This window comes from Pseudomonas asiatica, assembly GCF_009932335.1.
Taxonomy (GTDB): Bacteria; Pseudomonadota; Gammaproteobacteria; order Pseudomonadales; family Pseudomonadaceae; genus Aquipseudomonas; species Aquipseudomonas asiatica.
The window spans coordinates 2,422,255-2,440,125 of the sequence record NZ_BLJF01000001.1 but is presented as its reverse complement, the minus strand read 5'-3'; the positions used below and the strand labels follow the sequence as shown (position 1 = coordinate 2,440,125).

The following is a 17,871-nucleotide window of genomic DNA, read 5'->3' as shown; positions in this document are numbered from 1 at the left end:
CGACTTGTTGTTCTCTCCCCATGCCGTGAACCGCACCGGCCGGTGCGGCGCAGGGGATGTGGCGACAGAATAGGGTCGAGTGCGTGCCATCCACAAATTAAATGTTGGAATACCCGGTATTTGCCGGCTGAATGCGAACCTGCCGGCCAGCGTGCCCTTCCGGCAAGCGGTCGCCCTGGCCGAACAGCTTGTGGCGCAAGGTGCCTTCGGCATAACTCAGCGGGTAGCGGCCACGGCGTTGCAACTCCGGCACCAGCAGCTCGACCACATTTGCAAGGTCGTCTGGTTGCACTGCGTAGGTCAGGTTGAAGCCATCGATGCCGGTCTGGTCCAGCCAGCTTTCCAGCTGGTCGGCCACCTCGCTGGCAGCCCCCACCAGCACCGGGCCACGGCCGCCCAGGCCGACGAACTCGGCAGCCTCGCGCACGGTCCAGCGGCGGTTCGGGTCGGCGGCGGTGAAGGCGGCCAGGGCTGCGCGGCCGGCATCGTTCTCGACGTATTCGATGGGCGCATCGGGGTCGAGGCCGGCAAAGTCGATGCCGGTCCAGCCCGACAGCAGTGCCAGGGCGGCGTCCAGGTCGACATAACGGCGGTATTCGGCGAAGCGCGCTTCGGCCTCCTCCCGCGTGGGGGCGACGATCAACAGCGCCTGGGCGTAGATCAGCACCTCGTCCCGGCCACGCCCGGCCACCTCGCTGGCCTGGCGGATGCCGTCGGCGTAGCGGCGCAGTACCGTGGGCGTCGGCCCGCTGATGAACACGCATTCGGCGTGCCGCGCCGCGAACTGCTGGCCGCGTGCCGAAGCACCGGCCTGGAACAGCACCGGCGTGCGTTGCGGCGAAGGTTGGCACAGGTGCATGCCCGGCACCTGGAAGTGCTCGCCCACATGGTTGATGGGGTGCACCCGGGCGGGTTCGATATAGCGCCCGCTGTCACGCTCCAGCAGCACCGCATCGTCGTCCCAGCTTTTCTCCCATAGCTTGTACAGCACCTGCAGGTATTCCTCGGCCAGGTCGTAGCGCTGGTCGTGGCCCAACTGGCGCGCCAGGCCCAGGTTACGCGCGGCGCTGTCGAGGTAGCCGGTGACGATGTTCCAGCCGACCCGGCCATTGCTCAGGTGGTCGAGCGTCGACATGCGCCGGGCGAACGGGTAGGGGTGTTCGTAGGTGAGCGAGAAGGTGACGCCGAAGCCCAGGTGCTCGGTAACCCCGGCCATGGCCGGCACCAGCAGCAGCGGGTCGTTGACCGGCACCTGCACGCCACCGCGCAGGGCGGCTTCGGGGCCGCCCTGGTAGACGTCGTAGATGCCCAGCACATCGGCGATGAACAGGGCATCGAACAAGCCGCGTTCGAGCAGGCGGGCCAGGTCGGTCCAGTAGCCCAGGCAATTGAAGGCCACGCTGGTGTTGCGCGGGTGGCGCCACAGGCCGGGGGACTGGTGGCTGGCGGCATTCATGCTGAAGGCGTTGAAGCGAATCGGGCGGGGCATGGTGGGCGCGCTCCGCTCAAGGCAACACGGAAGCCGGGTAGACCGCGTCGGCCACCTGCAGCTTGCGTGGAATCAGGCCCAGGCCCTGGAATGTGTCGGCCAGCTTTTGTTGCTCGGCAACGATCTCTGGGGTGATGGCCACGGCATTGTAGTTGCGCCGCTCGCTGGCCGCTTGCAGCACGTTGGCGTTGATCCCGAGTTGTGGGGCCAGCAGTGCGGCGACTTCCGCAGGCTTGGCGTTGGCCCATTGGCTGACCTTGGCCAGCTCGGCGAAGAAGGTCTTCAGCAATGCGCGATGCTGGTCGGCGAAGCTGGTGGTGGACAGGTAGAAGGTGCGGTTGTTGGACAGGCCGCTGCCGTCGCGCAGGTTCTTCAGGCCCGGCTGGCTTTCTGCCGCGGCGAGGAACGGGTCCCACAGGGTCACGGCCTGGACACTGCCCGATTGCAGGGCAGCCACGGCATCGGCGGCGTTGTTGACGTAGGCCGGGGTGATGTCCTGGTAGCTGAGGCCGGCCTGTTCCAGGGCAACGGCCAGCAGATACTGGGCGTTCCAGCCGCGGCCGGTGGCCACGCGCTTGCCCTTGAGGTCTTGCACGCTGGCCAGGTGGTCCTGCTCACGTACCACCAGGCCGATGCCACGTGGGTAGGGCTGCTCGGCGGCCAGGTACACCACCGGCTTGCCTGCGGCCTGGGCGAACACCGAGGGGGCGTCGGCGGCATGGCCGAGGTCGATGGCGCCGGTGCTCAAGGCTTCGAGCAACTGCGGGCCGGCGGCGAACTCGTGCCAGCTGACTTTCACACCTTGCGGCGCCAGGGCCTTCTCCAAGGCACCGCTGCCCTTGAGGATGTTGATGCTGTTGAACTTCTGGTAACCGATGCGCAGGGTCCTGGCCTCGTCGGCCAGGGCTTGGGACCAGGGCAACAGGGTACTGGCGACACTGGCCAGCAAGCCGCCGATCAACAGGCGGCGCAGGGGGGAAAAGGCACGGGCGGGCATGGGCATTGCTCCTTGAACGGGGAGGGAAGCGATGCGCCCAGACTAGGGAGGTGGCGTTTGGCATTCAATTTTTATATCTCTTTTTGTTAGATTGTTTTGTTATTTTTATATCCTTTTGTTTTGTGACGTCTGCGCACTCCGAGGTGCCTGTTCTGCGACCAGCGTGGCTCTTGGCCAGGGCAGGCACCGTTTGTGGGTAGGCAGCAGCCGTGGGGTGGTGGCTACCCGACCAACAGCGCGCTTCCCTGCATGGCCGCGCTCGCGGATAATCCCCCTCATTCCAATAAACAGCCTGTGAGTGGGTATGAGTGATTCCGTAGTCAGCCTCGGCCAGCCTGAAACCGAAGGGGGGCGCAAGACGCGCAAGAACAACCCCGAGAAAACCCGCGAGGACATCCTCCAGGCCGCCATCAACGAGTTCGTCCAGCAAGGGCTGGCTGGTGCCCGCGTCGACGCCATCGCCGAGCGCACCGCCACCTCCAAGCGCATGATCTACTACTACTTCGGCAGCAAGGAGCAGCTGTACTGCGAGTGCCTGATCAAGCTGTACGGCGACATCCGCAAGACCGAACAAAGCCTGGACCTGGAGTCGCTGCCGGCCGAGCAGGCGATCCGCCGGCTGGTGGAGTTCACCTTCGATCACCACGACCGCAACGTCGATTTCGTGCGGATCATCTGCACCGAAAACATCCACTATGGCGAGTACGTCAAGCAGTCGCCGGCGATTCGCGAAATGAGCAGCCTGGTGCTCGAGGCTCTGGGCAATACCTTGCGCCGTGGGGTGCAGGAAGGTGTGTTCCGCACCGGCATCGAGGTCATCGACCTGCACATGCTGATGAGCTCGTTCTGCTTCTACCGGGTTTCGAACCGCCACACCTTTGGCGAGATCTTCCAGATCGACCTGTCCGATGAGCAGGTCAAGCTGCGTCACAAGGCCATGATCTGTGATGCTGTGTTGCGGTATATCCAGACCGAGCACCGCCCCTGAAAATTCTCCAGTGGCTGGGCCGGCTCCTTTGCCGGCAAGCCAGCCCACGGGTGCAAGAACTGGCTTGCCGGCGATGGACTGCGTAGCAGCCCCCGGCGATCAGCTCAATTCCAGCCAGATCGGCGCATGGTCCGACGGCTTTTCCATCCCGCGCAGTTCGTAGTCCACACCTGCATCCTTGATCCGCGGCACCAGGTGCTGGGAGGCCATGATCAGGTCGATGCGCAGGCCGCGTTTGGGCTCGTCCTCGAAACCGCGGCTGCGGTAGTCGAACCAGCTGAAGCGGTCGGCCACTTCCGGGTAAAGGTGGCGGAAACTGTCCACCAGGCCCCAGCCCTTCAAGCGCTCCATCCACTCGCGCTCTTCCGGCAGGAAACTGCACTTGCCAGTCTTGAGCCAGCGCTTGGCATTGTCCGGGCCGATGCCGATGTCGCAGTCCTGCGGCGAGATATTCATGTCGCCCATCACCAGCAGTGGCTGGTCGTTGCGGAACTGGCCCTCCAGCAGCGCCTGCAGGTCGCTGTAGAAGCGCTGCTTGGCCGGGAACTTGGTGGGGTGGTCGCGGCTTTCACCCTGAGGGAAATAGCCGTTCATGATGGTGATCGGGTTGCCATCGGCATCGGCGAAGGTGCCCCAGATGAAGCGGCGCTGAGCGTCTTCCTCATCGCTGGCAAAACCCTTGTGCAGGCTCAGCGGTGCCTGGCGGGACAGCAGGGCCACGCCATAGTGGCCTTTCTGGCCGTGGTAATGTACGTGGTAGCCCAGCGCCTGCACGTCGGCCAGCGGGAACTGATCGTCGCTGACCTTGGTTTCCTGCAGGCCGATCACGTCCGGCTGGTGCTTTTCGATCAGCGCCGCCAGCTGGTGCGGGCGGGCCCGCAGGCCGTTGATGTTGAAACAGACGATCTTCATGGAAAGATGATCCCGGTAAAAGGCGCGATGCTAGCCGACATCGCTTGCCATCACCAGCATGGCGGCTTCGGCAGCCTGCTGCTAACGTCCTTTCCAAGGCACCCATGAGCCCATTCCAGGAGGACTGCCCGCAATGCCCGAAACCACTGCCGCTCCGGCCCGTGTCTGCCTGCTCGATGACGGCTACAGTCGTGAGGCGCGTTCGCTTCTGTATAACGCCTACCGTCACGAACCTACCTTCGCCTATATCTTCGAGGCCCAGCGCCCAGGCTACGAGCGGCGTCTGCGGGTGATGGTGCGCGAGTGGGTACGCCAGCACTTCTACCTGCAACTGCCCGCCATCGGCCTGCTGGTGGAAGACCGCCTGATCGCCATGGCCCTGATCGTGCCGCCGATGCGCCGGCTGGGCGTAGCCGACAGCTGGGCCTGGCGCCTGCGCATGATAATGGGCACCGGCCTGCGCTGTACGCGCCGCTACATGGACTACCAGGCCGCCCTGGCCACCTGCCTGCCCACCGACGAGGTGCATGTGCTGCCGCTGCTGGGCGTGCACCCGCAGTTCCAGGGCAAGCACTACGGCGAGCAATTGTTACAAGCTGTGCATGACTGGTGTGCAGACGACCCTGGTACGCAGGGAGTGGTGCTGGACACCGGCAACGAGCACTACCTGGCTTTTTACCAGCGCCAGGGCTATGAGGAAATTGGCGAGGTGGCTGTAGGACCAATCCGTGAGAGGGTGTTCTTCCATCCCAACCCGGTCTCTTCCAATTCTGCTTTTGCCTGAGCGAACCGCGCGACGGCTCCCTTGAGCGCCCGGCTCTGGTAGCATGCGCCGCATGACGTATTCAGGAAGATTGACCTGGGGCCTGGTTATCTGGGTCGCCAGTTTCGCAGCATGGGGCCAGAGTGAGTTGCTGGTGAAGGTCAAACCGGCCAACAAGGCGCTCAAGGCCAATGTCGAAGGCTATATCGGTAACCTTGGCGACCGCGATGAAGAAGCGCTGCTGCGCTTCAGTCGCGGCGCCCAGGAGCAGGCGCGCAAAGCCGCGCAGGCACTTGGCTACTACCAGGCGCAGATCGACACAGAGGTCAAGCCCGCCAGCGAGGCTGACCGTTCCCCGCAACTGATCATCACCATCGACCCTGGCGAGCCGATTCGCCTGCGCAACGTGACCATACGCATCGAAGGCCCCGCCAGTGAGATGAAGGCTTTCCGCGTGCCCGACAGCAAGGCCCTGCGCGCGGGTGAACAACTCAACCACGGCCATTACGAAGATGCCAAGCGGCTGATCCAGAACCAGGCGTCGCGCTACGGCTTCTTCAGTGGGCGCTTCAGCCGCCAGCGCCTGGCGGTAGACCCCCAGGCCGGTGTGGCCGATATCGAACTGGTCTACCAGAGCGGCCCGCGCTATCGCCTGGGCGCGGTCACCTTCGGTGGCGACACACCGCTGGACGACGATCTGCTGCAGCGTATGGTCTCGTTCAAGCCGGGTACACCTTACGACTCGGAACTGATCGCCGAGCTGAACAATGACCTGCAATCGAGCGGCTACTTCGAAGGCGTGCGCGTGGATGCGGCGCCCACCGCCGCCGTGGGCGAAGAAATCCCCGTGGATGTCCGCCTGCAAACCCGCAAACCGCGCACCATGGGCCTGGGCCTGGGCTTCTCGACCGACGTCGGGCCCCGCGGCAAGGCCAACTGGACCCGCCACTGGGTCAACCCGCAAGGCCATAGCTACGGCTGGGAAACCGAACTGTCGGCACCCCGGCAGAACGTCGGCCTTTGGTACGACATCCCCCTCGACCCGCCGCTGACCGACAAGTTGCGCTTTGCCGGCGGCTACCAGAACGAAGAAATTGCCGGCACCGACACCCTCAGCAAACTGCTGACGGTGGGCCCCGAGTGGCACAGCAAGCTGCCAAGCGGCTGGCAGCGGGTGATTTCCCTCAAGTACCAGCGCGAGGAGTACCGTCTGGGTGATGACTCCGGGCTGAGCAACCTGTTGATGCCGGGGGTGAGTTACTCCTTCCTGCGCAGTGACAACCGCATCGACCCGCATAACGGCTACCGCCTGCAGTTCGATGTACAGGTAGCCAAGGAAGGGCTGGTCTCGGACACCAACCTGCTGCATGGCAACGTGCTGCTCAAGGGCCTGACCACGCTTGGCCATGACCATCGCTTGCTCGGCCGGGTGCAGTTCGGTGGCAGCGCGACCAATGGCTTCAAGAACAACATCCCGCCGTCGCTGCGCTTCTTCGCCGGTGGCGACCAGAGCGTGCGTGGCTATGACTACCAGACCTTGTCGCCGAAGAACAGCGACGGCGACCGCATTGGTGGGCGTTACCTGGTCGCCGGCAGCGTCGAGTACCAGTATTCACTGACCGAGAAGTGGCGGCTGGCAACCTTCGTCGACCAGGGCAACTCGTTCAACGACCTGGAACTGCCAAGCCTCAAGACCGGTGTCGGTTTTGGCGTGCGCTGGGTGTCGCCGGTCGGGCCGCTGCGCCTGGACCTGGCCAAGGCGCTGGATGATGAAGGTGGAATTCGCCTGCACTTTTCCATGGGGCCTGAGCTGTGAAACGCGTGATCAAGTACATTCTGGCGGGCCTGCTGGGGGTAACCGCAAGCCTGGGCCTGGTACTCGGCCTGTTGCTGGGGACCGAAGCCGGCAGCCGCTGGGTGCTGGGCAAGGTGCCCGGGCTTGAGGTGGCTGATTTCCAGGGCCGCCTGGCCGGTAGCTGGCAAGCCAGCCGGCTTATCTGGGCCGATGCCGGCAGCACGGTAGATTTGCAGGCACCGCTGCTGGCCTGGTCGCCGGCATGCCTGCTGCGCTCTACCTTGTGCATTGACCAGTTGCAGGCGCAACGTATCGACATGGCCTTTGCGCCCAGCGCCGAATCGGCCGACAGTGGCCCGCTGCAGTTGCCGGCCCTGCGCTTGCCGCTGGCCATCGAACTGGGTGAGGTCAAGGTTGGCCAGTTGCGGCTGGATGGCAATGACCTGCTTGGCGACTTGCAACTGGCGGCGCACTGGACCAATGCCGGGCTGCGCGTCGACAGCCTGCAGCTGAAGCGTGACGACCTGCAATTGAACCTGCAAGGCAATCTGCAGCCCGAAGCTGACTGGCCGGTACAACTCCAGGCGCAGCTGCAACTGCCAACGGTAGACGGCAAACCCTGGCAGTTGGCGCTGACTGCCACCGGCGAGTTGCAGAAAACCCTGAAACTCGCCGGCACCAGCAGCGGTTACCTCGACGCCACGCTGAGCGGGCAATTGCAGGCGTTGGCCGAGCACCTGCCGGCGACTTTGCAGATCCGCTCCGAGGCATTCAAGCCGGCCGCCTCGTTGCCCGACACCGTGCAGTTCAACCAGCTCAAGCTCGACGCCCGGGGCGACCTGCTCAAGGGCTATCAACTGTCGGGGTCGGCCAGCCTGCCGGCCGAGCAGTCGCCGATTGCCTTGCTGTTGTCCGGGCTGGTCGACAGCAAAGGCGCCAGGCTTGATGCCCTGGACCTGAGCGCCAGCGATACCCAGCGGGTCAAGATGCAAGCCACGGCTGACTGGCAGCAAGGCCTGGTCGCCGACGCCCAGTTGGACTGGCAGGACTTTCCGTGGCTGCGCCTGTATCCGCTGGAGACGCCCCCTGAGGTCACCCTCAAGCGGCTCATGGCCCAGGTGCATTATCGCGATGGCAACTACCAGGGCACCTTCAATGGCGACCTGGATGGCCCGGCTGGCGCGTTTAGCCTGGCCAGCCCCTTCGAAGGTGACCTGAGCCAGGTGAAGCTGCCGCAGTTGGCGCTGACCGCCGGGCAAGGCAAGGCTGCCGGCAGTGTCGCCGTGCGCTTTGCCGACACCTTGGCATGGGATGTCGACCTGCAGTTGTCGGCGCTCGACCCGGCCTATTGGCTGGCCGAGCTGCCGGGTACCCTGGCGGGGCCGCTGCGCAGCAAAGGCGAGATGAAAGGCGACGCCCTGAGCCTCGATGCCCAGCTAGACCTGAAAGGCCGCCTGCGCGGCCAGCCGGCAATGCTCAAGGTCGAGGTCCAGGGGGCAGGGCAGAGCTGGACCTTGGGTACCCTGGCAGTCCAGCTGGGGGATAACCGCATCAATGGCAGTGGCAGCCTGCAGCAACGCCTGGCCGGGCGGCTCGACCTCGACCTGCCGCGCCTGGGCCAGTTGTGGCCAAGGTTGCAGGGCCAGGTCAAGGGCCGGCTTGACGTCGCCGGCACCTTGCAGGCCCCGCAAGGTACGCTGGCCCTGCAGGGCCAGCGGCTGGCCCAGGCGGAAAACCGCGTGCAGCAGCTGGACCTGGACGCCCGCCTGGACAACGCCCAGCGTGGCGTGATCGAACTGAAGGCCAGCGGCATTCACCTGGGTGACACGGCATTGGGCACCTTGCAGGCCAACGGCAAAGGCGACATTCGCCAGCAAGCCTTGACCCTGGCGCTGGACGGCCCGCAGCTCAAACTCGACCTCGGCCTGGATGGCCAGTTGAACAAGGGTGACTGGCGCGGGCGCCTGGCCAGTGGGCGGATCCAGGCCGGCGGCCAGGACTGGCGGCTGCAGGCACCGGCGCGCCTGCAGCGGCTGGCCAGCGGCCAGCTGGACTTTGCTGCGCACTGCTGGCGCTCCGGCCAGGCCAGCTTGTGCGGCGACGACCAGCGTCTGGCCCCCGAGCCACGCTTGCGCTACCACCTCAAGCAGTTCCCGCTGGACAGCCTGGCCCAGTGGCTGCCGAAGGACTTCGCCTGGCAGGGCCTGCTCAATGCCGACATCAATCTGGACATCCCGGCCAGCGGCCCCAAGGGCAACATCGTCGTCGACGCCAGTGGCGGTACCCTGCGCGTGCGCGACAAGGACCGCTGGGTCGACTTCCCGTACCAGGCCCTGCGCCTGGACAGCACGCTGGCGCCAAGGCGCATCGATACCCGCCTGGCGTTCCGCGGCGAGCGCCTGGGCGAGCTGAACGTCAACACCCGCCTGGATCCACTGGGCAGCAACAAACCGCTGTCGGGTGATTTCCAGCTGGCAGGCCTCGACCTTTCGGTGGCGCGCCCGTTCGTGCCGATGGTCGAGCGTCTGGCCGGGCAGCTCAATGGCAGTGGCAGGTTGTCGGGCACCTTGCTGGCGCCGCAGGTCAACGGCAACCTGATGCTCAGTGGCGGCGAAGTCAGTGGTGCCGAGCTGCCGGTCAGCCTCGAGGACCTGTCATTGCAGGCGTTGATTGCCGGCGAGCAGGTACAGCTCAACGGCGGCTGGCGCAGTGGCGAGGCGGGGCGTGGCCAGCTCAATGGCAACCTGACCTGGGGCCAGGCACTGGGCATGGACCTGCGTCTGCAGGGCCAGCAACTGCCCGTCACGGTCGAGCCCTATGCGACGCTGGAGGTCGCCCCAGACCTGACCTTGCGCCTGATCGACGACAAGCTGGCGGTGACCGGCAAGGTACAGGTGCCCAAGGGTGCGATCACTGTGCGCGAGCTGCCACCGTCCACCGTCAAGGTCTCGGATGACACGGTGATCGTCGGCCACCAGACCGAAGAGGGCAAACCGCCCATGGCGATGGCCATGGACATCGATGTCGAAGTGGGCCGCGACAAGCTTTCGTTCAGCGGCTTTGGTCTCACGGCCAACCTGCTCGGCCATGTGCACATCGGCGACAACCTCGACACCCGTGGCGAGCTGAACCTGGCCGATGGCCGCTACCGCGCCTACGGCCAGCGCCTGACCATCCGCCGTGCGCGGTTGTTGTTCGCAGGCCCGATCGACCAGCCATACCTGGACATTGAAGCGATCCGCAAGGTCGACGATGTGATTGCCGGTATCCGCCTGAGCGGCAGTGCCGAGCAGCCCACAAGCAAGGTGTTCTCGGAACCGGCCATGAGCCAGGAGCAGGCGCTGTCGTACCTGGTACTGGGGCGGCCGCTGGGCACGTCCGGTGAAGACAACAACATGCTCGCCGAGGCGGCCTTGGGCCTGGGCCTGGCGGGTAGCGCCGGCATCACCGGCAGCCTGGCCTCGAGCCTGGGCATCGACGACTTCCAGCTGGATACCGAAGGTTCGGGCAATACCACCAGCGTGGTCGCCAGCGGCAACCTCACCGAGAAACTGAGCCTGCGCTACGGGGTGGGGGTGTTCGAGCCCGCCAACACCATTGCATTGCGCTACAAGCTGAGCAAGAAGGTGTACCTCGAAGCTGCCAGCGGGCTGGCCAGTTCACTGGACATCTTCTACAAGCGCGACTTCTGAGCTGGCGCAGGGCGGCCGTCAACGGACAGTGGCCGCTTCGATGAACTCATTGGTATCGGGCGATGGCGGCGGGATGGGGGCGCGTACCGGGATGATCAGGCTGGTGTATTCCTCGATCAACCGGTTGAGGGCTTCCGGCGGTTCGCTGGCCTGGAACTGCATGCGGATCTGCACTTCATCGGGGTCACGGCTGTCGCCCTGACGGCTTTGGCCGCCGATGGTGACCTTGAAGCTGGCCGCCTTGTTTTCGCCTGCAGTCAGCAGTGCCTGCTGTGCTTCGGTGCCTTTGACCCTTACCGAAAGGTCGACCTGCATGCGCTCGAGGGCCAGGCCTTTTGGCGACACCAGCGCGAACAGCGGTACGCGCATGATGTGCTGGCCGTCCATGGCCACTTCGACCATTTTGGCTTTCATGGGCGCGCCCAACGCTTCGGTGTCGCATTCGAAGAACTGGTCGAACAGGTTGATGTACTGCTGCGCGATCAGGCTGTTGGTAGCACTGGCGGCTTCCTGCAGGCCACGGGTGATTTCGCGCAGGTCGATGGAAGTCATGGGGGCGGGGGATTTATCCAATGCTTCGACTCCTCAGGCCAGGTGGTGCCCCCCTGTTGCTGGTCAGGGGGGCTGTTCGGGGCAGGGAGGTGCGTCTCAAGAGGTGGCGGCGGCGAGGGCCGAAGCGCCGTCGGCGGCAGGGTTCTTCAAGGTATCGGCCTGGGAAATCAAGTCCTGGCTTTCCAGTGTGGCGGTTTTGACCACGGTCGGCTTTGTCGCGGCGTCGGTCAGGAAGTCGATCACCCGCATCATCGCTTCAGGCGGGTCTTGGCGCTTCAAGGTCGTGTTGAAGGCGTAGCGGGCGCGGGTGTCAGTCTTGCGGGTTTGCGTGGACTTGTGGCTGACGCTGCCTTTCACGTTGAGCCTGAACGGCCCCCAACCCAGCGAACCGCTTGCCTCGGCGCTCATGTCCTTGCTGGAAACGTCTTCCGACATCTGGTTGATGACCAGCTCGAACTCGACGTTGCCTTCTTCGATGGAGATGTTCGGGTGGGTGATGGCTGCCACCAGCGGCACTTTCATGGTCTTGCTGACCACGCCCTTGTACTCGCCTTGTTCGTCGACGATGGTTTCGTCGTAGTCGAACTGGATGGCCACGGCCTTGCCGTCCTGGACGCACACCTGCATCAGGAAGTCGGCGTAGGATTTGCTGGCGGTGACCTGGGCCTGGACCATGGCCTGCAGGGGGCCTGCGATCATGCGGTCCATCGGCAAGGCATTGATTACGGAACCGATGAGGCTGTTATCTATCGACATTGCTGGGTTCTCTTCTGGTTGGGTTCAAAACGTGGCCGTCAATGGTGGTGACGATGCCGGGGCTTCAGCGCGCGCAAGGTTCTTGCCGGCGGATGTTGCCAATCTGGCGCAGGCTCAGGCCGTACTTGTCAGCGAGCAGGCTGCGTGACAGGCCGCTGGCGCTTTCCTTCTGGATCTGCAGGTTGCGCAACTGGCGCATGAAATGGTCAGCCTTGGGGATTTCCAGGGCGACACCGGCAAAGCGCTTGATCAGCGCGTCGAGCGCTTCGGGCGGCAGCACGTCGGCAAGCTTGGTGCGCTCGCGGTGCTTGGGGATGTACTTGGGCCTGCCGCCGTAGGCGCAGGTCAGCTGGTAGGCGTTGTCGATGCCGATGCAGTCGATCAGGGCCTGCAGCGAGTGGGGCAGTTGGCTGATATCGATGTGGCTCAAGTCTGGCATTTGCATATGGCGCTCCTTCGGGACGGATGGGCTGTGCTACCCGATCACCAGCGGCGTTATGTCGAAGGTGTGACTGGATTTTCTGTGACAGCCGAGGCATGTCGCTAGGCGGCATATGGGTTGGGGGTTGTAGCTTCCGCGAACAGGTTTTGCAGGCAGCGATATCCGGCGTTGTAGGACATGGCTTCAACATCTGGCTGTAGCGGGTGATTTCCCATCAGCTCACTCCTTGTGTTGCGCGCAGGGTGTGATAACCATCAATCACACGGATAGCTGCTCAACAGGCTGGCGCTGCGCAGGTAGGCCTGAGGGGAGTCGCGCATGCCTTGTGGCAGCGTGCGCCAATCGACCAGCAGGCACAGGGCATGCAGCGGCTGCCCGTCACGCTGGCCGATGACCTGGTCGGCAAAGCGGCGGCGATACAGTGCCTGGGTCTGCTGTTGCGCTTGTACCCGGTCGGCCTGGGCCAGGGTTTGCCGGGCCAGCTCTGGCAGTTGCGCCTGGGGGGCAGTGAAATGCACCGACGCACCTTTTGCCTGCAGGTAACCGGCCTGGCGCACGCGCTGCCACAGTTGTTGCCATTGGCTGGCGCCAGCTTGGGCAGCCAGTTCGCGGCCCAGTTCGAGCAGTTGCTCGGCCGAGGTCTGGCGGGTGTCCAGCGCATGAAGGGAAAAGGGGGTCAGCAATAGCGACGCGAACAGAAGGGGTTTGTACATGGTGCCTCCGGCGTGGGTGCTTGGGAGCCCCATGCTTTCAGGCAGGCGCCGACCCACCCAGCAGGAAATGCAGCGCCGGGGCCGGTGGCCGTTGTATCATTGCCGCGGCTCGTTGCGAGCCATTTGCCCCTGATGTTGCAAGGAACCTTCGATGACACACGTGCAGCGCCTCAAATACTCCCTTCTGATCATCCTGGTGGTACTGGGCCTGATGCTGGGCCTGTCCCACCTGCAGAAGCAGGGCACGATCAGTGAGCAGACCTTCCAGATGCTGGCCATCGCCATCGCCGTGGTGGTCGTGGTGATCAACGGCATCCTGCGGCGCAAGGTCAAACCCTGACTTTGGCTGGCCGGCCAGGTATGGCCGGCCATGCGCTCAGCGCAAAGGCGTTCGTTCCAGCACGGCGCGCGCCTGGGGGGCGAGGCTGTAGCATTTGTCGCTGCCCAGCTGGATGACGCCCTCGCTGCACAGCCGCTTGAGCACTTCGCGCACGCTGAGGAACGACAGCGGGATATCCAGCTGTTCCAGCTGCGCGTGCACGCCGCGCACGCCAATGCTGCGGCCATTGCGGTCGGCGGCGTGCAAGGCATCGATGACCTTGAGGCGGATCAGACTGGTACGCAGGCCGAAACTGCGCAACAGCTCGCGGATCTGTTCGTTGCCGATGCGTTCGTCAGCAAAAACGTCCTGTTCCCTGGGCGCTTTGCCTGGGACGCGCCCAGCCTGGATCGAGGGTTGCGGGTTGTACATGTGAATGCTCCTTTTCGTGGACGAACCCGAAATTTGGGTGCCTCACTTACTAGGACGAATGAGAACGGAAAAACTGCAGCCCACTCGCAAAAAAAATCTGGTTCTGTTCAAGACGTTCCATTGCCTTGTAATACGTAAAATTTTCATTTGGCCATTCGTCTGATCGGGATGATCCCCGAAGCCGAGGAGTGCCTGTGTTTCCACTTTCCCGTCCCATGACTTGCGCTGGCCTGGCCGCCGCCCTGGTAGCCTTCAGCGTTGGCGCAGTGCCGGTGCAGTCCGCCGCAGCCGATACCAGTGCGCAGATTCGCCGAACCACTTACGGTGTGCCGCACATCGTGGCCAAGGACGAGCGCGGCCTGGGTTATGGCATCGGCTACGCCTACGCCCAGGACAACTTGTGCCTGCTGGCCAATGAAGTGCTGACCGTGAGTGGCGAGCGCTCACGCTACTTCGGTGCCAAGGGCAAGACCCTTGAGCAGCGTGACAACCTGGCCAGCGACGTATTCTTCACCTGGCTCAACACTCCGGCGGCAGTCGATGCGTTCTTGCAGGCGCAGCCGGCGCCGGTACGGGCGCTGCTGGCAGGTTATGCCAGCGGGTTCAACCGGGCGCTGGCCGAGCGCCGCAGCCAGGGGTTGCCCGCCGAATGTGGCACTGGCGAGTGGCTGCGGCCGATCAGCAGCGAGGACCTGGTCAGGCTGACCCGTCGGCTGCTCGCCGAAGGCGGTGTCGGGCAGTTCGTCGAAGCGCTGGCCGGGGCGCAACCGCCAACGCAGGCCAGCCAGCCGGCGCCGGCAGGGTTTGCCGCGGCGCTGGCCAGGCAGCAGCGTTTTGCCACGGAGCGCGGTAGCAATGCGGTGGCTGTCGGGGCCCGGCGTTCGGCCAATGGCCGCGGTCTGTTGCTGGCCAACCCGCACTTCCCGTGGATGGGCGGCATGCGTTTCTACCAGATGCAACTGACCATTCCCGGCCAGCTCGATGTCATGGGGGCGGCATTGCCGGGCCTGCCGGTGGTCAACATCGGCTTCAACCAGCATCTGGCCTGGACGCACACCGTCGATACGTCGAATCACTTCACCCTGTACCGCCTGCAACTCGACCCCAAGGACCCGACCCGCTACCTGCTCGATGGCAAGTCGCTGCCGTTGGCCCGGCAAACCGTCAGTGTTGCGGTAAAGGCCGAGGATGGCAGCCTGAGCCAGGTGCAGCGCCAGGTCTACAGCTCGCAATTCGGCCCGGTGGTGCAATGGCCGGGGCGCCTGGACTGGGATGCACATGCTGCCTACAGCCTGCGCGACGCCAACCTCGAGAACACCCGGGTGTTGCAGCAGTGGTACCAGATCAACCGTGCCGACAGCCTGGCTACGTTGAAAGGCTCGATCGAACAGCTGCAGGGTATTCCCTGGGTCAACACGCTGGCGGTAGACCCGGCAGGCAAGGCCTTGTACCTGAACCAGTCAGTGGTGCCTTATGTGGATCAGCAACTGCTGAGTGCGTGCAGCAACCCGCAGGCGCAGGGGCGCCTGGTGGTACTGGATGGCTCACGCAGCGCGTGCCAGTGGAAGGTCGATGCGCAGGCCGCACAGCCGGGGATTTTCCCTGCGCGGCTGCTGCCGAGCCTGGAACGCGAGGATTTCGTGCAGAACTCCAACGACCCGGCCTGGATGGCCAACCCGGCGCAGCCGCTGACCGGTTATTCGCCGCTGGTCAGCCGCAGTGACCAGCCGCTGGGCATGCGTGGCCGCTTTGCCCTGCAACGCCTGCAGGGTACGGCCCGCCTGGGCGCTGACGACCTGCAGCGCATGGTGACCGATGACGAGGTCTACCTGGCCAGCCTGCTGCTGCCTGACCTGCTGCAGTGGTGCAAGGGCGCCGAGGCGGATGTGCGGGCCGTATGCAGCAGCCTGGCGGCCTGGAATGGCAAGGCTGACCTGGACAGTGGCATTGGGCTGATACATTTCCAGAACCTGTACGATGCCCTGGCCGAGCACCCGCAAAGCTGGCGGGTGGCCTTTGACCCTGCCGATCCGCAGCACACCCCGCGCGGGTTGGCGGTCGAGCAGGCGGCCGTGCGCAAGCTGTTGCATCAGGCCGCATTGGCGTCGCTCGAGCAGGTGCGTGACAGCGGTATGGCAGGGGAGGTGCGTTGGGGGCAGGTGCAACAGGCGGGCGATGGTACGCCGGTGCCGGGTGGCCCGCAGGCGTTGGGCGTGTACAACGCGATCTACAGTGTGCCGCATGGGCAGGGCAAGCGGTTGGTGGTCAGTGGTACCAGCTACCTGCAACTGGTCAGTTTTACCGACCAGGGGCCAGAGGCCCGTGGGCTGCTGGCGTTTTCCCAGTCCAGTGAAGCGGCTTCGGTGCATGCCAGTGACCAGACCAAGGCGTTTGCAGCCGGGCAACTGGCGGTGATTCCATTTACCGAGGCGCAGATCAAGGCTGACCCGGAGTACCGGGAAGTGGTGATCAGTGAGGGGGACAAGGGGGCGGTGGTCCAGCAGTAGGGCATACCGGCCTCATCGCGGGCTCGCCCGCTCCCACAGGTACCGCACCGCTTGTAGCCCTGGTGCAGTACCTGTGGGAGCGGGCATGCCCGCGAAGAAGGTGCCTCGGTCGGTCAGGAAAACTCGAACGGCGCCAGCTGAAAGCCTTGCTCGTCAACCTGCAAGGCCCAGCCTCGGCGGTCCCAGTCGCCCAGCACGATACGCCGTGCCGGTTGCCCGTCGACCACCAGCTTGTGTATCGCCGGCCGATGGGTATGCCCATGCACCAAGGTACGTACACCATGCGCCGCCATTACCTTCGGCACTTCCTCTGGCGTGACATCGACGATCTCGGTGGACTTCATCCGCGTTTGCGAGCGGCTTTCGCTGCGTAGCTTGCGTGCCAGCTTGTAGCGGGCCGACAGCGGCAGGTGCCGCAACACCCACAGGCTCAGCGGGTTGCGCAGCAAGCGGCGCATTTTCATGTAGGCCAGGTCGCGGGTGCACAAGGTATCGCCATGCATCAGCAGCACCTGCTCGCCACCCAGCTCGATCACGCTGGGGTCGTGCAGCAACGTGCAGCCCGCAGCGTCGCAGAAGGCTTGGCCGATCAGGAAATCACGGTTGCCATGCATCAGGTAGATGGCCGTGCCGCTGTCGCTCAGCCGACGCATGGCCTGGCAGACCGACTGCTGGAAGGGCGTCATGGCATCGTCGCCGATCCAGGCTTCGAAAAAGTCGCCAAGGATGTACAACGCCTTGGCGTGGCGGGCACGGCCATCGAGCAGATCAAGAAACGCCCGGGTAATGTCCGGGCGTTCTTCTTGCAAGTGCAGATCGGAGATCAGCAGGATCACTCAACGATCTCGGCTTTCTCGATGATCACGTCGTCCTTCGGCACGTCCTGGTGGCCAGCCTTGGAACCGGTGGCGACCTTTTCGATGGCGTCGACGATTTCACGGCCTTCGATCACTTCGCCGAATACCGCGTAGCCCCAGCCCTGAACGTTCTTGCCGCTGTGGTTGAGGAAGTCGTTGTCGGACGAGTTGATGAAGAACTGCGCCGAGGCGGAGTGCGGCTCCATGGTACGGGCCATGGCGATGCTGTACTTCTTGTTCTTCAGGCCGTTGTCGGCTTCGTTCTGGATGCTGGCGCGGGTCTTCTTCTGGCTCATGCCAGGCTCGAAGCCGCCGCCCTGGATCATGAAGCCCTTGATCACGCGGTGGAACACGGTGCCATTGTAGTGGCCGTCCTTGACGTACTGAACGAAGTTTTCGGTAGTCAGCGGCGCTTTCTCGGCGTCCAGTTGCAGGACGATGTCGCCGTGGTTGGTGCTCAGTTTGACTTTGGACATGCTGAAACTCGCTCTTTCAAGGCAATCGGAATTAGGGTGCGCAGGGCGCGGGTCATCACCTGACGCAGGATCAGGCGATCGCGACACATGGCGCGCACTGGCCATTTTGCCAGGCTGCGGCAAAAAGCCGTGATAAATCACGCCAGTTTGTCCGGGCCCGACTGTCAGCAGCTTGACTGCT

Annotated in this window: 16 protein-coding genes; 6 read left to right on the top strand and 10 right to left on the bottom strand. The window is 64.3% G+C overall.

Annotated elements, in window-relative coordinates; genetic code table 11:
• Nucleotides 1–97 precede the first annotated feature (97 nt).
• Both GYA95_RS11280 and GYA95_RS11275 read right to left on the bottom strand, forming a co-directional pair.
• A complete protein-coding gene (locus GYA95_RS11280) occupies nucleotides 98–1,489 on the bottom strand; it encodes an LLM class flavin-dependent oxidoreductase (RefSeq protein ID WP_015270642.1) in 1,392 nt (463 codons plus the stop codon).
• Between the two features lie 16 nt (nucleotides 1,490–1,505).
• Entirely contained in the window at nucleotides 1,506–2,486 is a 981-nt protein-coding gene (locus GYA95_RS11275) for an aliphatic sulfonate ABC transporter substrate-binding protein (protein ID WP_015270641.1), read from the bottom strand.
• Nucleotides 2,487–2,790: 304 nt separating this feature from the next.
• Between GYA95_RS11275 and GYA95_RS11270 the strand changes: the two genes are divergently transcribed.
• Entirely contained in the window at nucleotides 2,791–3,474 is a 684-nt protein-coding gene (locus GYA95_RS11270) for a TetR/AcrR family transcriptional regulator (protein WP_015270640.1), read from the top strand.
• Between the two features lie 99 nt (nucleotides 3,475–3,573).
• On the opposite strand, the gene xthA is transcribed toward GYA95_RS11270, so the two are convergent.
• Complete coding sequence (gene xthA / locus GYA95_RS11265) at nucleotides 3,574–4,386, bottom strand: exodeoxyribonuclease III (protein ID WP_013972920.1); 813 nt, start codon at nucleotides 4,384–4,386, stop codon at nucleotides 3,574–3,576.
• 133 nt (nucleotides 4,387–4,519) lie between these two features.
• On the opposite strand from xthA, the gene GYA95_RS11260 reads away from it, so the two are divergent.
• The 3 genes from GYA95_RS11260 to GYA95_RS11250 are packed head-to-tail and all read left to right on the top strand — an operon-like array spanning nucleotide 4,520 to nucleotide 10,636.
• Entirely contained in the window at nucleotides 4,520–5,170 is a 651-nt protein-coding gene (locus GYA95_RS11260) for a GNAT family N-acetyltransferase (RefSeq protein WP_013972919.1), read from the top strand.
• A 52-nt stretch (nucleotides 5,171–5,222) separates the two neighbouring features.
• A complete protein-coding gene (locus tag GYA95_RS11255; RefSeq protein WP_015270639.1) occupies nucleotides 5,223–6,965 on the top strand; it encodes an autotransporter assembly complex protein TamA in 1,743 nt (580 codons plus the stop codon).
• A complete protein-coding gene (locus tag GYA95_RS11250) occupies nucleotides 6,962–10,636 on the top strand; it encodes a translocation/assembly module TamB domain-containing protein (RefSeq protein ID WP_015270638.1) in 3,675 nt (1,224 codons plus the stop codon). The genes GYA95_RS11255 and GYA95_RS11250 overlap by 4 nt, the downstream gene beginning before the upstream one ends.
• A gap of 18 nt (nucleotides 10,637–10,654) precedes the next feature.
• Here GYA95_RS11250 and GYA95_RS11245 read toward each other — a convergent pair whose 3' ends face one another.
• From GYA95_RS11245 to GYA95_RS11230, 4 genes are all read right to left on the bottom strand, one after another.
• On the bottom strand, nucleotides 10,655–11,209 hold the full coding sequence (locus GYA95_RS11245; protein WP_043935675.1) for a DUF2589 domain-containing protein: 555 nt from the start codon (nucleotides 11,207–11,209) through the stop codon (nucleotides 10,655–10,657).
• Between the two features lie 75 nt (nucleotides 11,210–11,284).
• On the bottom strand, nucleotides 11,285–11,944 hold the full coding sequence (locus tag GYA95_RS11240) for a DUF2589 domain-containing protein (RefSeq protein ID WP_015270636.1): 660 nt from the start codon (nucleotides 11,942–11,944) through the stop codon (nucleotides 11,285–11,287).
• Nucleotides 11,945–12,008: 64 nt separating this feature from the next.
• The gene (locus GYA95_RS11235; RefSeq protein ID WP_015270635.1) at nucleotides 12,009–12,389 is read right to left on the bottom strand and encodes a Mor transcription activator family protein; all 381 of its coding nucleotides are present in this window, start codon (nucleotides 12,387–12,389) and stop codon (nucleotides 12,009–12,011) included.
• Nucleotides 12,390–12,640: 251 nt separating this feature from the next.
• Entirely contained in the window at nucleotides 12,641–13,099 is a 459-nt protein-coding gene (locus tag GYA95_RS11230; protein WP_015270634.1) for a hypothetical protein, read from the bottom strand.
• A 151-nt stretch (nucleotides 13,100–13,250) separates the two neighbouring features.
• Between GYA95_RS11230 and GYA95_RS11225 the strand changes: the two genes are divergently transcribed.
• On the top strand, nucleotides 13,251–13,439 hold the full coding sequence (locus GYA95_RS11225; RefSeq protein WP_003248064.1) for a hypothetical protein: 189 nt from the start codon (nucleotides 13,251–13,253) through the stop codon (nucleotides 13,437–13,439).
• Between the two features lie 36 nt (nucleotides 13,440–13,475).
• Here the strand turns inward: GYA95_RS11225 and GYA95_RS11220 are convergent, their stop codons facing one another.
• On the bottom strand, nucleotides 13,476–13,850 hold the full coding sequence (locus GYA95_RS11220) for a hypothetical protein (RefSeq protein WP_013972911.1): 375 nt from the start codon (nucleotides 13,848–13,850) through the stop codon (nucleotides 13,476–13,478).
• Between the two features lie 194 nt (nucleotides 13,851–14,044).
• On the opposite strand from GYA95_RS11220, the gene pvdQ reads away from it, so the two are divergent.
• Nucleotides 14,045–16,357 (top strand): bifunctional acylase PvdQ, encoded by a 2,313-nt coding sequence (pvdQ, locus tag GYA95_RS11215; protein WP_043935672.1) that lies wholly within the window; start codon nucleotides 14,045–14,047, stop codon nucleotides 16,355–16,357.
• A 113-nt stretch (nucleotides 16,358–16,470) separates the two neighbouring features.
• On the opposite strand, the gene GYA95_RS11210 is transcribed toward pvdQ, so the two are convergent.
• A complete protein-coding gene (locus tag GYA95_RS11210) occupies nucleotides 16,471–17,193 on the bottom strand; it encodes a UDP-2,3-diacylglucosamine diphosphatase (RefSeq protein ID WP_013972909.1) in 723 nt (240 codons plus the stop codon).
• Complete coding sequence (locus GYA95_RS11205; RefSeq protein ID WP_003259195.1) at nucleotides 17,190–17,690, bottom strand: peptidylprolyl isomerase; 501 nt, start codon at nucleotides 17,688–17,690, stop codon at nucleotides 17,190–17,192. The genes GYA95_RS11210 and GYA95_RS11205 overlap by 4 nt, the downstream gene beginning before the upstream one ends.
• Between the last annotated feature and the right edge of the window lie 181 nt (nucleotides 17,691–17,871).

Bases quoted from the DNA above. Each gene is read 5' to 3' on its own strand.
- GYA95_RS11280 (WP_015270642.1), bottom strand. From the start codon at position 1,489: ATGCCCCGCCCGATTCGCTTCAACGCCTTCAGCATGAATGCCGCCAGC.
- GYA95_RS11275 (WP_015270641.1), bottom strand. From the start codon at position 2,486: ATGCCCGCCCGTGCCTTTTCCCCCCTGCGCCGCCTGTTGATCGGCGGC.
- GYA95_RS11270 (WP_015270640.1), top strand. From the start codon at position 2,791: ATGAGTGATTCCGTAGTCAGCCTCGGCCAGCCTGAAACCGAAGGGGGG.
- xthA (WP_013972920.1), bottom strand. From the start codon at position 4,386: ATGAAGATCGTCTGTTTCAACATCAACGGCCTGCGGGCCCGCCCGCAC.
- GYA95_RS11260 (WP_013972919.1), top strand. From the start codon at position 4,520: ATGCCCGAAACCACTGCCGCTCCGGCCCGTGTCTGCCTGCTCGATGAC.
- GYA95_RS11255 (WP_015270639.1), top strand. From the start codon at position 5,223: ATGACGTATTCAGGAAGATTGACCTGGGGCCTGGTTATCTGGGTCGCC.
- GYA95_RS11240 (WP_015270636.1), bottom strand. From the start codon at position 11,944: ATGTCGATAGATAACAGCCTCATCGGTTCCGTAATCAATGCCTTGCCG.
- GYA95_RS11235 (WP_015270635.1), bottom strand. From the start codon at position 12,389: ATGCAAATGCCAGACTTGAGCCACATCGATATCAGCCAACTGCCCCAC.
- GYA95_RS11230 (WP_015270634.1), bottom strand. From the start codon at position 13,099: ATGTACAAACCCCTTCTGTTCGCGTCGCTATTGCTGACCCCCTTTTCC.
- GYA95_RS11225 (WP_003248064.1), top strand. From the start codon at position 13,251: ATGACACACGTGCAGCGCCTCAAATACTCCCTTCTGATCATCCTGGTG.
- GYA95_RS11220 (WP_013972911.1), bottom strand. From the start codon at position 13,850: ATGTACAACCCGCAACCCTCGATCCAGGCTGGGCGCGTCCCAGGCAAA.
- GYA95_RS11205 (WP_003259195.1), bottom strand. From the start codon at position 17,690: ATGTCCAAAGTCAAACTGAGCACCAACCACGGCGACATCGTCCTGCAA.